Origin of the sequence: Haemophilus haemolyticus (assembly GCF_003351405.1) — a bacterium.
In the GTDB taxonomy this organism is placed as follows: Bacteria; Pseudomonadota; Gammaproteobacteria; order Enterobacterales; family Pasteurellaceae; genus Haemophilus; species Haemophilus haemolyticus_N.
In genome coordinates this window covers 906758-923349 of the sequence record NZ_CP031240.1, presented here as the reverse complement: position 1 = coordinate 923349, position 16592 = coordinate 906758, and the positions used below count along the sequence as shown (strand labels likewise).

The 16592-nt window shown below is 40.1% G+C and carries 18 protein-coding genes; 7 read left to right on the top strand and 11 right to left on the bottom strand.

Going from position 1 to position 16592, the window contains the following annotated elements; translation table 11 throughout:
- Positions 1-76: 76 nt before the first annotated feature.
- The 10 genes from hslO to DV427_RS04575 all read right to left on the bottom strand — a co-directional run bounded on the left by hslO (position 77) and on the right by DV427_RS04575 (position 11051).
- On the bottom strand, positions 77-958 hold the full coding sequence (hslO, locus tag DV427_RS04620; RefSeq protein WP_114891463.1) for an Hsp33 family molecular chaperone HslO: 882 nt from the start codon (positions 956-958) through the stop codon (positions 77-79).
- A gap of 149 nt (positions 959-1107) precedes the next feature.
- On the bottom strand, positions 1108-2481 hold the full coding sequence (argH, locus tag DV427_RS04615) for an argininosuccinate lyase (protein ID WP_114891462.1): 1374 nt from the start codon (positions 2479-2481) through the stop codon (positions 1108-1110).
- Positions 2482-2615: 134 nt separating this feature from the next.
- The gene (galU, locus tag DV427_RS04610; RefSeq protein WP_114891461.1) at positions 2616-3503 is read right to left on the bottom strand and encodes a UTP--glucose-1-phosphate uridylyltransferase GalU; all 888 of its coding nucleotides are present in this window, start codon (positions 3501-3503) and stop codon (positions 2616-2618) included.
- Positions 3504-3526: 23 nt separating this feature from the next.
- On the bottom strand, positions 3527-3718 hold the full coding sequence (csrA, locus tag DV427_RS04605; protein WP_005625841.1) for a carbon storage regulator CsrA: 192 nt from the start codon (positions 3716-3718) through the stop codon (positions 3527-3529).
- A 78-nt stretch (positions 3719-3796) separates the two neighbouring features.
- The gene (alaS, locus tag DV427_RS04600) at positions 3797-6421 is read right to left on the bottom strand and encodes an alanine--tRNA ligase (RefSeq protein ID WP_114891460.1); all 2625 of its coding nucleotides are present in this window, start codon (positions 6419-6421) and stop codon (positions 3797-3799) included.
- Between the two features lie 187 nt (positions 6422-6608).
- Positions 6609-7034: a universal stress protein UspA gene (gene uspA / locus DV427_RS04595; RefSeq protein WP_005629483.1), complete on the bottom strand. Its 426-nt coding sequence runs from the start codon at positions 7032-7034 to the stop codon at positions 6609-6611.
- Between the two features lie 98 nt (positions 7035-7132).
- A complete protein-coding gene (pepP, locus tag DV427_RS04590) occupies positions 7133-8428 on the bottom strand; it encodes a Xaa-Pro aminopeptidase (protein ID WP_114891459.1) in 1296 nt (431 codons plus the stop codon).
- Between the two features lie 11 nt (positions 8429-8439).
- Positions 8440-8988, bottom strand: coding sequence for a YecA/YgfB family protein (locus DV427_RS04585; protein WP_114891458.1), 549 nt, complete (start codon positions 8986-8988; stop codon positions 8440-8442).
- Positions 8989-9097: 109 nt separating this feature from the next.
- Positions 9098-10741 carry a chaperonin GroEL gene (groL, locus tag DV427_RS04580; protein ID WP_114891457.1) on the bottom strand — a complete coding sequence of 548 codons (1644 nt, stop codon included), beginning with the start codon at positions 10739-10741 and terminating at the stop codon, positions 9098-9100.
- 19 nt (positions 10742-10760) lie between these two features.
- A complete protein-coding gene (locus tag DV427_RS04575; protein ID WP_005629492.1) occupies positions 10761-11051 on the bottom strand; it encodes a co-chaperone GroES in 291 nt (96 codons plus the stop codon).
- Positions 11052-11218: 167 nt separating this feature from the next.
- Here DV427_RS04575 and ureA point away from each other — a divergent pair, with 167 nt between their 5' ends.
- The 7 genes from ureA (at position 11219) to ureG (ending at position 16206) form a co-directional block, all read left to right on the top strand.
- Positions 11219-11521 (top strand): urease subunit gamma, encoded by a 303-nt coding sequence (gene ureA, locus DV427_RS04570; RefSeq protein ID WP_114891456.1) that lies wholly within the window; start codon positions 11219-11221, stop codon positions 11519-11521.
- 22 nt (positions 11522-11543) lie between these two features.
- Entirely contained in the window at positions 11544-11849 is a 306-nt protein-coding gene (gene ureB, locus DV427_RS04565) for an urease subunit beta (protein WP_114891455.1), read from the top strand.
- Between the two features lie 11 nt (positions 11850-11860).
- Positions 11861-13579, top strand: coding sequence for an urease subunit alpha (ureC, locus tag DV427_RS04560; RefSeq protein ID WP_046952582.1), 1719 nt, complete (start codon positions 11861-11863; stop codon positions 13577-13579).
- Between the two features lie 37 nt (positions 13580-13616).
- Positions 13617-14237, top strand: coding sequence for a glutathione S-transferase (locus tag DV427_RS04555; protein WP_114891454.1), 621 nt, complete (start codon positions 13617-13619; stop codon positions 14235-14237).
- 8 nt (positions 14238-14245) lie between these two features.
- Complete coding sequence (gene ureE / locus DV427_RS04550) at positions 14246-14794, top strand: urease accessory protein UreE (RefSeq protein WP_065246534.1); 549 nt, start codon at positions 14246-14248, stop codon at positions 14792-14794.
- Positions 14779-15486, top strand: a complete 708-nt coding sequence (locus DV427_RS04545; protein WP_065246535.1) for an urease accessory protein UreF — start codon at positions 14779-14781, stop codon at positions 15484-15486. Before ureE ends, DV427_RS04545 begins: the two co-directional genes overlap by 16 nt.
- An 84-nt stretch (positions 15487-15570) precedes the next feature.
- Positions 15571-16206, top strand: coding sequence for an urease accessory protein UreG (ureG, locus tag DV427_RS04540; protein WP_005635755.1), 636 nt, complete (start codon positions 15571-15573; stop codon positions 16204-16206).
- 30 nt (positions 16207-16236) lie between these two features.
- Here ureG and DV427_RS04535 read toward each other — a convergent pair whose 3' ends face one another.
- A complete protein-coding gene (locus tag DV427_RS04535; protein WP_114891453.1) occupies positions 16237-16551 on the bottom strand; it encodes a DUF805 domain-containing protein in 315 nt (104 codons plus the stop codon).
- Between the last annotated feature and the right edge of the window lie 41 nt (positions 16552-16592).

Genomic DNA, 16592 nt, shown 5'->3' with positions numbered 1-16592 from the left:
TATAGCTCTCTATTACCTATTTTTAGGTGTATTGATGATGTAGATCAAAAATCCCGACATAGCATCGGGATTGTTTTTAAAGTTTTGTTGATTTTAATTTTTCAATCGCTTCTTTATTAAAGAAATAGTGTGTACCACAGCACTCACATTGCATATCAATACTGCCTTTATGTTCGGCTAATATTTCGTCAATTTCTTCATCGGAGATGAGCAGCAATGCAGAACCAGAACGCTCAGCAGAGCAGCCACAGAAAAATTGTACATCTTGTGCTGGATAAAGATTGACGGTTTCTTCGTGATATAAACGGTAGAGTAACTCTTCTGCAGGGAGACCAAATAATTCTTCGTCTTTTACTGTTGCTGCGAGCGTAGTTAAATGCTCAAAATCTTCTGGTGTACCAGAACCATCAGGCATAATTTGTAATAACATACCTGCTGCTACTGACTTGCCTTCATATTCTCCAGTACGAATAATTAATTGAGTTTGAAGCTGTTCTGAGCGTACAAAATAATCTTCTAAGCATTCTGTGATTGTCGGTTTATCCAAGCTAATTACACCTTGATAGCGTTCGCCTTCTTTTGGTGCAATAGTAATGACCAATACACCTTTACCAATCATATTATGTAGGCTCATATTTTCAGTGATGTTGCCATCCACTCGAGCAAGGGCGCGGATTTGTTGTTGATCATTGCCATTTACTAATGCTAAGCGTAATGGGCCATCGCCTTGAATTTGTACGGTGATATTGCCGTCAAATTTTAGTGTGGCAGTAAGCAAATTAGTCGCCACCATCATTTCACCCAATAAATCCTGTACTGCTTTAGGATACTGATGGGTGTTTAATGTATCAGTAAATGTTTTATTTAAGCGAACCCATTCCCCACGAACCGCACGATTTTCGAAAAGATAACGGTAAAGCTTGTCATTGTCTTGAGTATAGTCTTGTTGATTGGTCATTGATTATTCCTAATTGAAATAAAAAGTGCGGTAGTTTTTCCCGCACTTTTTTTATCATCTTATTTAAGTGTTGCTACTCATAATTGGGGCTATTCAGTGGATTGCAAGGGAGTCTTGTGAAATCTTGTGATATGCGCGTTAAAATATGATTAAGCAAATCTTGTTTTGGCTTCTGCAATAGCTTCAGCAACACGCAATGGCGATACACCACCTTTTGCACAACGTTTGTCTAAGCAAGATTGGAGGGAAAGAATCTCGTAAACATCATCTCCCACTACTTCACTAAATTGGCGGAATTCAGGGATAGTAAGATCTTCTAATCCTTTACCTTTCTCGATGGCATAAACAACCGTTTCACCCACGATATGATGGGAATCTCGGAAAGGTACGCCCTTAGAGACTAAATAATCCGCTAATTCAGTTGCGTTTGAATAACCTTTTAACGCGGCTTCACGAGTACGTTCAACATTTACTTTCAATTCATCTAATACGAACGTTGCCATATCCACACAGTTTTGCCAAGTATCTAAGGCATCAAAAATTCCCTCTTTGTCTTCTTGCATATCTTTATTATACGCAAGTGGCAAGCCTTTTAAGGTGATTAACATGCCTGTTAATGAGCCAATCACCCTGCCTGCTTTGCCTCGAATTAACTCACATGCATCAGGATTTTTCTTTTGTGGCATTAATGATGAGCCAGAAGTCACTCGATCAGATAGCTCGACGAAATTTGCCTCTCCGCTGTTAAAGATAATCATATCTTCAGCAAAGCGAGAAAGATGCGCCATACTGAGGGAGGCGATGGAAAGTAATTCTACGATATGATCGCGGTCAGAGACGCTATCTAAGCTATTTCTAGTCGCGAAAGCAAAACCAAGATCGTGCGCAAGTGAATCACGATCTACGGCATAAGCCGTACCAGCCAGCGCACCACTACCAAGTGGACAGGTATTCATACGATTATACGCATCTGTTAAACGTGAATAGTCGCGGTCGAACATTTCCACATATGCCATACACCAATGAGCAAAAGTGATTGGTTGAGCTCGTTGTAAATGGGTATAGCCAGGCATAACTGCTTGTTGTGTGTTTTCTGCGGTTTGAACTAAGTGTCGTTGCAAATTACGTACTGATTCTTGTAATTCAACCACACGTTGTTTGCACCACAGTTTTATATCTACTGCCACTTGATCATTACGGCTACGGCCGGTATGTAATTTTTTACCAAGGTTACCTACTTTATCGATTAGCTTACTTTCAACCCAACTATGAATATCTTCAGCATCATCTTGTAAAATTGCTTGCGGATTTGACCGCACTTCAATAAGTAATTCATTTAGTGCTTGCTCAAGTTGATGCTGTTCTTCGATAGTTAATACATTGACTTTCACCAAGGCTTTGGACCAACCAATCGAGCCTTGAATATCCTGTTCAGCCAAACGATAATCAAAACGTAATGAGTCGTTAAAATCTTTAAAACGTTTATCTGCTGCCTGCGTAAAACGCCCACCCCAAAGTGCCATAGCTTTCCCTTTTCAATTTGATTAATTATTCTATTATTGCGCATATTTATGCATTAAGCAATATTCTATATTAATAATAAAACAAAAATGGACAAAATCTTTCATTTTGTCCATTTTATCTGTATTAGTGCTATTTATAGCGTTTTTGCTAAATTTTTGATAAAGGTTTTGAATTCTTTACCTAATTTTTCGTGACGAATACCGTATTCTACGAAAGCTTCCATATAGCCAATTTTATCACCACAGTCGAACGTTTCACCTGTCATATGGAATGCTTCAACAGTTTCTTTTTCAATGAGCATATCAATAGCATCAGTTAATTGGATTTCATCTCCTACACCTACAGGAGTTTTTTCCAACAAATCCCAGATTTCAGCAGAAAATACATAACGACCAACTACAGCGAGGTTCGATGGCGCCTCTTCAACGGCAGGTTTTTCAACAATGTTATTAATTTTTGCACTTTCACCACCATTAAGAACTACGCCACCACAGTCTGCAACACCATAGCTACTCACATTTTCTTGTGGAACAGGCGTTACCATAATTTGGCTTGCACCAGTTTCATTAAAGCGTTTAATCATTGCAGAAAGATTTTCTTTTTTCTGATCTGCACTGAAATCAGCTAACAATACGTCAGGTAATACAACAGCAAATGATTCATTGCCTACAAGTGGGCGACCGCACAACACGGCGTGACCAAGTCCTTTTGCATTACCTTGGCGAACATGCATAATAGTTACATCTTTTGGACAGATAGAACGCACTTCTTCTAGAAGTTGACGCTTAACACGTTTTTCTAGCATTGTTTCTAGTTCAAAAGAAGTATCAAAATGGTTTTCGATAGCATTTTTTGATGAATGCGTGACAAGCACAATTTCTTTTATGCCAGCTGCAACACATTCATTTACCACGTATTGAATCAATGGCTTATCAACCAAAGTGAGCATTTCCTTCGGAATCGCCTTCGTGGCAGGCAACATACGTGTACCTAGACCGGCTACAGGAATAATTGCTTTCATAATATAAAATCCATTATTTACGATTATGATGAACTGTCTAATTGTTCATCTTTCATCTGTTTAATTCGTTGGTAAATTTCTTCTCGGTGAACGGATACTTCTTTAGGCGCTTCTACACCGAGTTTAACTTGGTTTCCACGTACACTCAAAATCGTGATAGAAATATCATTTCCAATAAGTACACTTTCGCCAACTTTACGAGTCAAGATTAACATCTTTTATCTCCTTAGTTTGCATTTATTAGATATCCCTATCAATCAAGGAAGGGTTGGCATCCCACCAACCGGCTTGTACTACAGATTTTTGTTTAACCAGTCCTGCGCCGCTTTAACTGCTTGTGCCACATTTTCTGGTTGGGAGCCTCCTGCCATTGCCATATCCGGACGACCACCGCCTTTACCCCCGACCTGTTGAGCCATTAAATTAACGAGCTCTCCAGCTTTTACTTTGGTAGTTAAATCGTTTGTTACACCAACGACAAGGTTGACTTTTTCATCTAAGATTGATGCGAATGCGATTACGCCTGAGCCGAGCTGATTTTTTAAATCATCGACCATCACACGTAATGATTTTGTTTCTATGCCGTCTAATTGTTGTGCGATAACAGAAACACCATTGATTTTCACCGCACTTTTTACAAAATCAGAACCAGCCTGCATTGCGGCTTTCTCTTTTAGACCTTGCAATTCTTTTTCCACTTTCTTCGCTTTGTCTTGAAGTTGTTGGATTTTTTCTACTAAGGTATTTACGTCTGATTTGAATAAGTCTGCGCTTTGGGTCAGAATACGTTGTTGATTATGTAACCACTCAATTGCATTTTCACCAGTTACAGCTTCAATACGACGAACGCCTGCCGCCACTGCGCTTTCAGTAATAATTTTAAATAGACCGATATCCCCAGTGCGTTTTGCGTGAATACCTCCACAAAGCTCAATTGAGAAATCGCCCATGGTTAATACGCGAACGTTATCACCATATTTCTCGCCAAAGAGCGCCATTGCCCCTTTAGCTTTTGCTGAATCAATGTCCATAATATCCGTTTGAACAGGGAAGTTAGCACGGATTTTTTGGTTTACTAATGTTTCAATTTGAGTTAATTGTTCTTTTGTAATTGATTCAGGTTGTGCAAAGTCAAAACGCAAGGCTTTATCTGAAACAAGTGAGCCTTTTTGCACAACATGTTGACCTAAAACTTGACGTAAGGCTGCGTGTAATAAGTGTGTTGCTGAGTGATTGAGCGATGTGTTATGGCGACGTTCCGCATCCACAATAGCATTCACAGTTTGCCCAACTTTCAAGCTTCCTTGCGTTAATTCTCCAATGTGTCCAAATACTTGCCCATATTTTTGGGTATCTTTAACATTAAAGGTCACGCCTTGTGCGCTTAAATATCCGCTATCGCCAATCTGACCACCTGATTCTGCATAAAACGGCGTATTTTCTAAAATAACAACTGCACTTTGACCTGCTTTAATACTTTCTACTGATTTACCATCATAGAAAAGTGCGGTGATTTTTGCTTGAGATTCGACTTCAGTATAGCCTTCAAACTTAGTTTCGCCATCTACACGAATAACGCTGTTGTAGTCCACACCAAACTGACTCGCGGCTTGAGCACGAGTACGTTGTGCTTCCATTTCACGGTCAAACGCTTGTTCATCAATAGTGATATTGCGCTCACGACATACATCAGCCGTTAAATCTAATGGGAAACCATAGGTGTCATACAGTTTGAATGCAACTTCACCTGAAAGAACACCATCTTTTACTTGAGCAAGGGCTTCATCTAATAAGCTCAAGCCACGCTCTAGAGTACGAGCAAATTGTTCTTCTTCCAAACGTAATAGTTTTTCAACATTTACTTGTTTTTCTTTTACGTCTTTTCCAGCTTCAGCCATCACTTCAATTAGAGTTGGCACGAGTTTATAGAAAAAGGCTTCTTTGGCACCTAATAAGTGACCGTGACGAACTGCGCGGCGAATAATACGACGTAAGACATAACCACGGCCTTCGTTTGATGGAATAACGCCATCTGCGATTAAATATGCACAAGAACGAATATGGTCAGCAATAACACGTAATGATTTATTACTTAAATCTTTCGTACCTACAACTTCAGCCGTTTTTGCGATTAATGTTTTGAAAATATCAATCTCGTAGTTTGAGTTCACATGTTGCAATACAGCAGAAATACGCTCTAAGCCCATACCTGTGTCAACAGATGGACGCGGTAATTTTTCCATTGTGCCATCGGCTAAACGGTTGAATTGCATGAACACAACGTTCCAGATTTCGATATAACGGTCGCCATCTTCTTCTGGTGAGCCTGGAGGTCCGCCCCAAATATGATCACCGTGATCGTAGAAAATTTCAGTACAAGGACCGCAAGGACCCGTATCGCCCATCGCCCAGAAGTTGTCTGATGCATAAGGTGCACCTTTATTGTCGCCAATGCGAATAATACGTTCAGCAGGCACACCGACTTCTTTATTCCAGATGTTGTAGGCTTCATCATCGGTTTCATACACGGTTACCCATAGTTTTTCTTTAGGTAAACCAAGCCATTGTGGGGAGGTTAAATATTCCCAAGCAAAATTAATAGCATCGTGTTTAAAGTAATCACCAAAACTAAAGTTACCGAGCATTTCAAAGAAAGTATGATGACGCGCGGTATAACCCACATTTTCTAAGTCGTTATGTTTACCACCAGCACGTACGCAACGTTGCGCGGTGGTGGCTCTAGAATAAGGGCGTTTATCCATTCCAAGGAATACATCCTTAAATTGGTTCATCCCAGCATTTGTGAAAAGCAAAGTCGGATCATTTTCCGGCACAAGTGAGCTACTCTCAACTACTTGGTGGCCTTTGCTATGGAAAAAATCAAGGAATGATTGTCTTATTTCTGCCGTTTTTTTCATTAAAAAGAATCCTTGTTACCCATAATAAAAATAAAAACTAAACCGTACTATTTTTGCATATTTTTGAAATTTATAAAAAGGCTTTTTGCCAAAACCCCAAAATAAAACCGCACTTCACGACGCTATTTGAGAAGTGCGGTTAAAATTTAAGTTATTTCAGATTATTCAAAAAACAATTTCTTGTTAATTATTCATCTCTAAGCGGAACAACCAACATATCAATTTTAATCGTATTCATCACTTGACGTGTTGAAGACATTAACTTACTCCAAAAATCTTGGTGATGTCCCGTCACTAATAAATCTACATCATATTGTTCGATAGCATCACTTAGAACTTGCCCTAAATCACCACTGCCACTCAATTTTTCTGAAATTGGATAATCCGCACTTTCAGCTAAATCTAACAAGGCTTTTTGTGTTTCCGTGGAAATTCTGTCTTGCATTGAAGACATATTCACATCAATCAATCCAGTGTAAAGATCCGAGAAGTTTACATCAACGTGGATGATAGAAAGTTTTGCTTCATGGCGTTTTGCAACCCCAACCGCTTTTTTAAGTAAAACTGGACTCTCTTCAGAAAGATCTACTGCCACTAAAACGTGTTTGTACATAATCGACTCCTTAACTGATTGGTTCGGCTTTTAACTGGTTCTAATGCTAACATTTTGAGCAATAAAAAACTGTGTACTAGATCACAATTTAAACATTTTTATGAAAAATTCATTAAATTTTCAATGTCTGCAATTTCTTTAGGGGCCGCTGCGGTTAGGATTTTATTACCATATTCAGTCATAAGCAAATTGTCTTCAATGCGCACGCCAATCCCTTTGTATTGCTCTGGAACATCAGCATCTTCTGAAATATAAATACCAGGCTCAACGGTAATCACCATGCCGATTTCGAGTATACGCTGTTTATCCTGACCATAGCTACCCACATCATGCACATCTAAACCTAGCCAGTGTCCTAATCCATGCATATAAAATTGGCGATAAACTTGTTGTTCAATGAGTGTATCGACATCACCTTGTAAGATGCCTAAATCCACTAATCCTTGGGTTTTAATACGAATGACTTCGTCATTGGCTTGCTTAATGGAATTGCCAGGTATAAGTAACTCAATCGCACGTTTTTGTGCTTTTAAAACTAACTCATAAATTTCACGTTGAGGCTGGCTAAATTTTCCATTTACAGGAAAAGTGCGGGTAATATCACCCGCATACATGGCAAATTCACAGCCAGCATCGATTAACACTAAATCCCCATCATTTAATGGACGATCATTTTCTGTGTAGTGCAAAATACAGGCGTTACTTCCCCCTGCAACAATGGAATTGTAAGAAGGAAATCTGGCACAATGGCGATTAAATTCATGCAAAATATCGCTTTCAATTTCATATTCAAAGCGATTTGGATGTGTCGTTTGCATCGCTTTAATATGCCCAAGTGCCGTAATTTGTCCCGCTTGTTGCATTAATCGGATTTCATTAGGCGATTTTATAAGGCGCATTTCGCTGAGCATTGGTCGCCAATCTAAAATATCGCTAAAACTCACCGCACTTTCTGTCACTAATTTATCACCCCAAGTATGAATTTCTGGCACATGGTAAAGTGCGGTCAAATTTTTTAGTATTTGGGGCAGTACGGTAGCGAATTCTTCAATAGAATAGGCTTCATTTACATTAAGTTGCTGTGGTGCAAGCTCAACACCTAATCGGCGACCATTCCACGTTTCAAGTAACGGATCGCGTGGACGAAGAAAAATAATGGCTTTTTCTGCTTGTTCTGTTTTCAGTAATAACAGTGCTGCATTCGGTTCATTAAAGCCCGTTAAATACCAAAAATAGCTATCTTGACGGAAAGGATAGGTACAATCATTATTACGGCGTTTTTCGATTTCAGAAAAAAGCAATAATGCCGAATTAGGTTGCATTTGAGCGAATACTCGTGTGCGGCGTTCCTCAAATTCTTCTTTAGGCAATTCAGCCATATAAGCCAATTCCATTCGAGATCTCCTTAATGTAATACAGGTTTGCTCTCTATTTCTCCTTCGTTGAAATGAGAATAGAACAACATAGCAATGGTGCGAACATACTCAACGATTTCTTCTAGTGCTTCCGCAAGCTCTTCTTCGTTATCGTCTTCATCATAACCAAGTTGGCAAATATCTTGTAAATCATCTACGGCTTCGCCAATTTCGCCTTTTTCTTTTGCTAATTCAGGTTGTGCTAAGCCAAGACCAAGTAAGAATTGGTTTGCCCAGTCAGATAAGCTATCCGCTTGCGCAAAGACATTTTCATCTTCGGTTAAACCAAGTTCAAAGGTAAATCCTTCAACATTTGATAAGGTTTGACTAATTTGTTCATAAAGTTCTGTAACGGGTTGAACTAATGCTGTTGGGTAAGCGTGATTATCATTGCTGAATTGATATAAGAGCGGTAGCCAACTTTGATCTTTTAAGCCACCACAAAGTAAACCACTTAAAAAACCGTGTAGTTCTGTTGCATTAAAGCCGATTCCAGCAGATTTAAGTTGTTGGTTAAGGTCAGAATGAGAAATGAGCATAATAGATGTCCTGAGTAAATTTGAAATTAGTGTAAACCTTTGTAAATAAAAAAGCGATCGCTTTTCCTTGTGGAAAAACGACCGCACTTTTTACCTGATGATGGGCGAATTACATCATTCCGCCCATTCCACCCATACCGCCCATGCCTGCGCCTAGGTCAGCTTTTTCATCTTTTGGAAGCTCGGTTACCATACATTCAGTGGTAATCATTAAGCCTGCTACAGACGCTGCAAATTGTAACGCAGAACGAGTTACTTTAGTTGGATCTAAGATACCCATTTCGATCATATCGCCGTATTGTTCTGTACCTGCGTTATAACCAAAGTTTCCTTCGCCATTTTTAACCGCACTTGCCACAACAGATGCTTCTTCACCCGCGTTAGTTACGATTTGACGTAAAGGTGCTTCCATCGCGCGTAATGCAAGTTTGATACCCACATTTTGTTCTTCGTTGTCACCTTTTAGGCTTGCTGCAACTTTCGCTGCTGCGCGAACTAATGCAACGCCACCACCTGCAACGATACCTTCTTCAACCGCGGCACGAGTTGCATGTAATGCATCATCCACACGGTCTTTTTTCTCTTTCATTTCAACTTCAGTTGCTGCGCCTACTTTGATTACTGCCACACCGCCAGCTAATTTAGCCACGCGTTCTTGAAGTTTTTCTTTATCGTAGTCAGAGGTTGATTCTTCAATTTGTTGACGAATTTGAGCCACACGACCTTTGATTTGAGATTCATCACCAATACCATCAATAATGGTTGTGTTGTCTTTATTGATAACAACACGTTTTGCTTGACCTAAATCTTCTAATGTTGCTTTTTCAAGTTCCATGCCGATTTCTTCAGAAATCACCGTACCTGCAGTTAAAATCGCGATATCTTGTAACATCGCTTTACGACGATCACCAAAACCTGGCGCTTTTACTGCTGCAACTTTCACAATACCGCGCATAGTGTTCACCACTAAAGTTGCAAGTGCTTCACCTTCCACATCTTCAGCGATAATTAATAACGGTTTACCTGCTTTCGCAACGCCTTCTAACACAGGAAGTAATTCACGGATGTTAGAGATTTTTTTATCAACAAGAAGAAGATATGGATTATCTAATTCAACAGTTGCAGTTTCTGGTTTGTTGATGAAATATGGAGAAAGGTAACCACGGTCGAATTGCATACCTTCAACCACATCTAATTCATCTTCAAGACCTGTACCATCTTCAACGGTAATCACGCCTTCTTTACCCACTTTTCCCATCGCTTGTGAGATTAATTGACCCACAATGCTGTCAGAGTTTGCAGAAATGGTACCTACTTGTTCAATTTCTTTCGCTGTTTCACAAGGTTTAGATAAATTTTTAAGCTCAGAAACAACCGCACTTACCGCTTTATCAATACCACGTTTTAAATCCATCGGATTCATGCCTGCCGCGACTGCTTTCAAGCCTTCATTTACGATAGCTTGCGCAAGTACAGTTGCCGTGGTTGTACCATCACCTGCAGCGTCATTTGCTTTAGATGCCACTTCTTTCACCATTTGCGCACCCATGTTTTCGAATTTATCTTCTAATTCGATTTCACGAGCAACAGACACACCGTCTTTAGTGATAGTTGGTGCACCAAATGATTTATCTAAAATTACATTACGACCTTTCGGGCCAAGGGTTACTTTTACTGCATCGGCTAATACATTCACGCCTTTAAGCATTTTTACGCGTGCGTCATTACCAAATTTTACGTCTTTTGCTGCCATTTTCTTTTCCCTTATCTAATTATTCTACAATTGCTAAGATGTCATTTTCAGAAATGATTAATACTTCTTCACCATCGATTTTTTCGCTTTTCACACCGTAACCGTCGTTGAAAATTACGGTATCGCCCACTTTCACATCTAATGGTTGAACAGTGCCATTTTCTAAAATACGACCTTTCCCCACAGCTAATACTTTCGCGCGGGTTGATTTAGTCGCTGCTGAACCTGTCAATACGATACCGCCAGCTGAACGGGTTTCGACTTCTTCACGTTTAATAATTACACGATCGTGTAAAGGACGAATATTCATGATTAATTTCCTTCTTAAGAATTTGTAAGTGCGGTTTTTATATAAGGAACATTTTTTCGCTTTCAAGGGCTATTCATAAAAAATTCTGACAAAATGTTTTTCCTATTTGGATTTTTTACGTAAAATTCGCCGCTCTTTGTGCGATAAATAAATGAAGGAATGAATATATGCACTTAACATCAAGAGAACAAGAAAAGCTAATGCTCTTTTTGGCCGGTGAACTGGCTGCAAAACGTAAAATGAGAGGCGTTAAATTAAATTATCCAGAAACCATTGCTTATATTGCGAGCCATTTACAAGAGGCAGCAAGGGACGGAATGAGTGTAGCGGAAGTGATGCAATATGGCTCAACACTTTTAACCGTTGATGATGTCATGGAAGGTGTGGCAGAAATGGTTCATGAAGTCCAGATTGAAGCGACTTTCCCAGATGGTACAAAACTTGTTACCGTGCATAATCCGATTAGATAAAAAATAGAAGGATTTAAATACTATGATCCCAGGCGAATACCAATTAGCCGAAGGCGATATTCTCGCTAATGTCGACAGAAAAACAGTGATAATTGAAGTAACTAACTCAGGCGATAGACCCATTCAAGTTGGCTCTCACTACCATTTTTTTGAGACCAATAATGCCCTTAAATTTGACCGCACTTTAGCACGCGGAATGCGTTTAAATGTGCCATCTGGTAACGCAGTGCGTTTTGAACCAGGTGAAGTGAAATCAGTAGAATTAGTTGCTTTTGGTGGTAACCAAATCATTTACGGTTTCCATAATAAAATTGATGGAAAATTATAAGGTAGGGCAGAATGGCATTAACAATTTCAAGAGCGCAATATGTAGCAACTTATGGCCCTACGGTGGGTGATAAAGTCCGTTTAGGCGATACCAATTTATGGGCAACCATTGAACAAGATTTATTAACCAAAGGTGATGAGTGTAAATTTGGTGGCGGTAAAAGCGTGCGTGATGGCATGGCGCAAAGCGGTACCGCAACTCGCGATAATCCAAATGTATTGGATTTTGTCATTACCAACGTGATGATCATTGATGCTAAATTAGGCATTATCAAAGCCGATATTGGTATTCGCGATGGTCGTATTGTCGGTATTGGACAAGCAGGTAACCCTGACACCATGGATAACGTCACGCCAAACATGATTATCGGTGCTAGTACGGAAGTGCATAATGGTGCTCATTTAATTGCAACCGCTGGCGGTATTGATACCCACATTCACTTTATTTGCCCTCAACAAGCACAACATGCGATTGAAAGTGGGGTTACGACTTTAATTGGTGGCGGAACAGGCCCGGCTGATGGTACGCACGCAACCACTTGTACACCGGGCGCTTGGTATATGGAGCGTATGTTCCAAGCAGCAGAGGCATTGCCTGTAAACGTCGGTTTTTTTGGTAAAGGAAACTGCTCAACTTTAGATCCGCTACGCGAACAAATTGAAGCAGGCGCATTAGGCTTAAAAATCCACGAAGACTGGGGCGCAACGCCTGCAGTAATTGATTCTGCCTTAAAAGTGGCAGATGAAATGGATATTCAAGTGGCCATTCACACCGATACGCTAAATGAAAGTGGCTTCTTAGAAGATACCATGAAAGCGATTGATGGACGTGTGATTCACACCTTCCACACAGAAGGTGCTGGTGGCGGTCATGCGCCTGACATCATTAAAGCGGCAATGTATCCAAACGTATTGCCCGCTTCAACCAACCCGACTCGTCCATTTACGAAAAACACCATTGATGAACATTTAGATATGTTGATGGTTTGCCATCACTTAGATAAACGCGTACCAGAAGACGTGGCATTTGCTGATAGTCGTATTCGCCCTGAAACTATTGCAGCGGAAGACATCTTGCACGATATGGGCGTATTCTCCATTATGAGTTCAGACTCTCAAGCAATGGGACGTATTGGCGAAGTCGTTATTCGTACATGGCAAACGGCAGATAAAATGAAAATGCAACGTGGCGAGCTAGGTAATGAAGGAAACGATAACTTCCGTATTAAACGCTATATTGCGAAATACACCATCAATCCAGCAATTGCTCATGGTATTGCGGATCATATCGGTTCATTAGAAGTGGGCAAAATTGCAGATATTGTGTTATGGAAACCGATGTTCTTTGGGGTAAAACCAGAAGTGGTAATTAAAAAAGGCTTTATTAGCTACGCTAAAATGGGCGACCCAAATGCCTCAATTCCAACGCCGCAACCTGTATTCTACCGTCCAATGTACGGTGCACAAGGTTTGGCGACAGCACAAACAGCAGTGTTCTTCGTTTCACAAGCCGCTGAAAAAGCCGATATTCGTGCGAAATTCGGTTTACACAAAGAAACTATTGCCGTGAAAGGCTGCCGCAGTGTGGGTAAAAAAGATCTCGTTCACAACAATGCTACGCCTGAAATCACGATAGATCCAGAACGCTATGAAGTGCGTGTTGATGGTGAACTCATTACCTGCGAACCCGTGGATACGGTGCCATTGGGACAACGATATTTTATGTTCTAAGCAGAAAAGAGCGGTCAAATTTTAAGGAGAATTTACAATGAAACTTTGGTACTCCACCACCAGTCCATATGTACGTAAAGTACTGGTAACGTTGAAATATCAACAACTATTAGATAAAACAGAACTGATTAAAATTGGTTCATCATTTGATGCAAGCTCTCCGCATAATCAGGCAAATCCTCTAGGTCGAGTGCCAGCGTTAGAACGTAATTGTGGTAATTGGCTTTATGGCAGTTTGCTCATTTGCGAATATCTCGACCAAAAAGGCAAGGTAGAGCCTAAACTCATTCCAGAAAGTGGCAAGCCACGTTGGGCGGTACTCGCCTTACATAACTTAGCAGATGGCATTATGGAAAACACCGTACCGATGATGGCTGAAAAAATGCTTCGCCCTGAAAGTGAATGGTGGACAGCTCGCCATCAACAACTAACCGAACGTAATCGTCAAAGTTTTGCAAGACTTGAGCAAGATTTAAAACCATTTGGCACGGAATTAAATATTGGCACGCTAATGACAGTCGCTGTCATTGATTGGTTCTTATTCAGAGCTGAGAAAATTGGATTAGATCTTGCAAAAGAATTTCCAAATTTAACCTCTTGGGCGGCAGAGATGAATGAAAAATATGAGGTTTTGTCTAGCACAAAACCACTGGCATAAGACGAAATATGAAAATCCTCAACCCTATTCTGCCCATTATGGATACCATTTTAGGCGATTTAACTAGCCTTCAGGCTGAAGGCAAAATTACTAATCAGACTATTGAACGTGTCGCATTGCAGTGGTATGAAAGCGAACGGAATATTTTGCGTAAAACTACAAATACGGGGCGTGAAGTGGCATTTCGTTTGCTCAAAGAGGGGCAACGCTTGAAACACGATGATGTGGTGTTTATCAGTGATGAGTTGGCGATTGTGATCGAAATCTTGCCAAGCGAAGTGATTGTGTTGTCGCCAAAAACCTTGCCTGAAATGGCTCGAGCTTGTTATGAAATTGGCAATAAACATTCACCGCTCTTTTTAGATGGTGATGAAGTCACATTGCCTTACGATAAGCCTATGTTTGAATGGTTAGACGCAGCAGGGTTTAACCCACAAAAAGCAGAGCGTCGTTTGAGCCAAGCCTTAAGAGCAAATTCAGCGCAAGGACATGGGCATTCTCATAGTCATTCACAAGGTTACCATCAACACGGAGACAGCAATTGGCATCAACATTAAATCGCTCGCTTGTTGATTTAGGGGCTTTACTACATTTGGTTGATCCAACGTTGCCCATTGGTGGATTTAACCACTCTAATGGCTTAGAAACCTTTGTGCAGCAAGGTGTTGTTTCGACTAAAGCAAGCCTTGAAGAATATGTCCAAACACAGTTATTACAGAACTGGATATATAATGACGGGGCGTATCTTTCTCTCGCATTTGATGCAATGGCTGAGAATGATTTTGAAAGATTGTGTGAGTTAGAACATTCGCTTTCTGCAACAAAAATTGCTCGCGAAAGCCGTGAAGGCAGTTTTAAACTCGGTGTACGATTGTTGAAAATTTTTATCCGCTATGAACAGCACCCGATGTTAAGTCAATTTCAACAAGCGATTTTAAATAAAGAGGTGCAAGGTTACTTTCCCATTGTTTTTGCTATGGTGGCACAAGCAATGGGGCTGACAAAATCAGATACGCTTTATGCCTTTTACTACAATGCCGCGGTTGGCTCTATTACCAACGGCGTAAAACTTATTCCACTTAGTCAAATGGACGGGCAAGATATTTTGTTCGATTTACGGGCATCTTTTGTTCAAGCAGTGGAATTAAGTTTAGAACCCAATTTAGATTGGCTTGGTGCTGCAACGTTTGCGAATGATATACGAGCAATGCAACACGAAGTACTTTATACGCGACTTTATATGTCGTAAGTGCGGTCATTTTTTATTGAGATTTTACTATCACAGAATTGCTTATGGGCTTTTTCTGTGATCATCAAAAACAAAAGGAACATTATGCGTAACTACATTAAAATTGGTGTGGCCGGCCCTGTTGGCGCGGGAAAAACGGCCTTAATTGAAAAACTCACTCGCGAAATGGCGAGTAAATATAGCGTAGCAGTAATTACTAACGATATTTACACTCAAGAGGATGCGGAATTTTTAACTAAAAATAGTTTACTTCCGCCTGAGCGAATTATGGGCGTAGAGACAGGCGGTTGCCCCCACACGGCAATTCGTGAAGATGCCTCAATGAATTTAGAAGCTGTCGATGAAATGGTGGCGCGTTTTCCTGATGTTGAAATCGTCTTTATCGAATCTGGTGGTGATAACTTATCTGCGACCTTTAGCCCTGATTTAGCGGATGTGACTATTTTTGTGATTGACGTGGCTCAAGGCGAAAAAATTCCACGCAAAGGTGGACCAGGTATCACTCGTTCAGATTTGTTAGTGATTAACAAAACAGACCTCGCTCCATTTGTTGGTGCGGATTTAAGCATTATGGAGCGCGATGCGCGTAGGATGCGTAATGGTCAGCCTTTTGTGTTTACTAATTTAATGAAAAAAGAAAATCTCGATGGCGTGATTGGTTGGATTGAAAAATATGCGTTGTTGAAGAACGTAGAAGAACCTAAGGCATTAGTGAGATAAAAAAATAGGGTATAAGCCCTATTTTTCTACTTATTTTGATACTTTTGGATCTTCACCAAAACGGTTTGAGCCTTTAGTTCCTGGAATAAAAATAATAATGATAGAAACAAGTGGAAGTAAGGTAAGTAACGCCCACCAACCACTTTTGTCCATATCATGAAAACGTTTTATTGCAATAAAAATGCTATAAATGATAGCACCAATATATCCACACATTATCAAAAGATAAACAATGGCTGGGAAACCGCTATACGGTGCTAATCTTTCAATAAAACCACAAATAAAGTAGATAAAAAAGATCACAATAAAGTGTAATCCGTAATGTAAGCGTCTCATACGACCCATAATAATTTCCTCATAAACGTAAATTAAGAACCGCAATTATG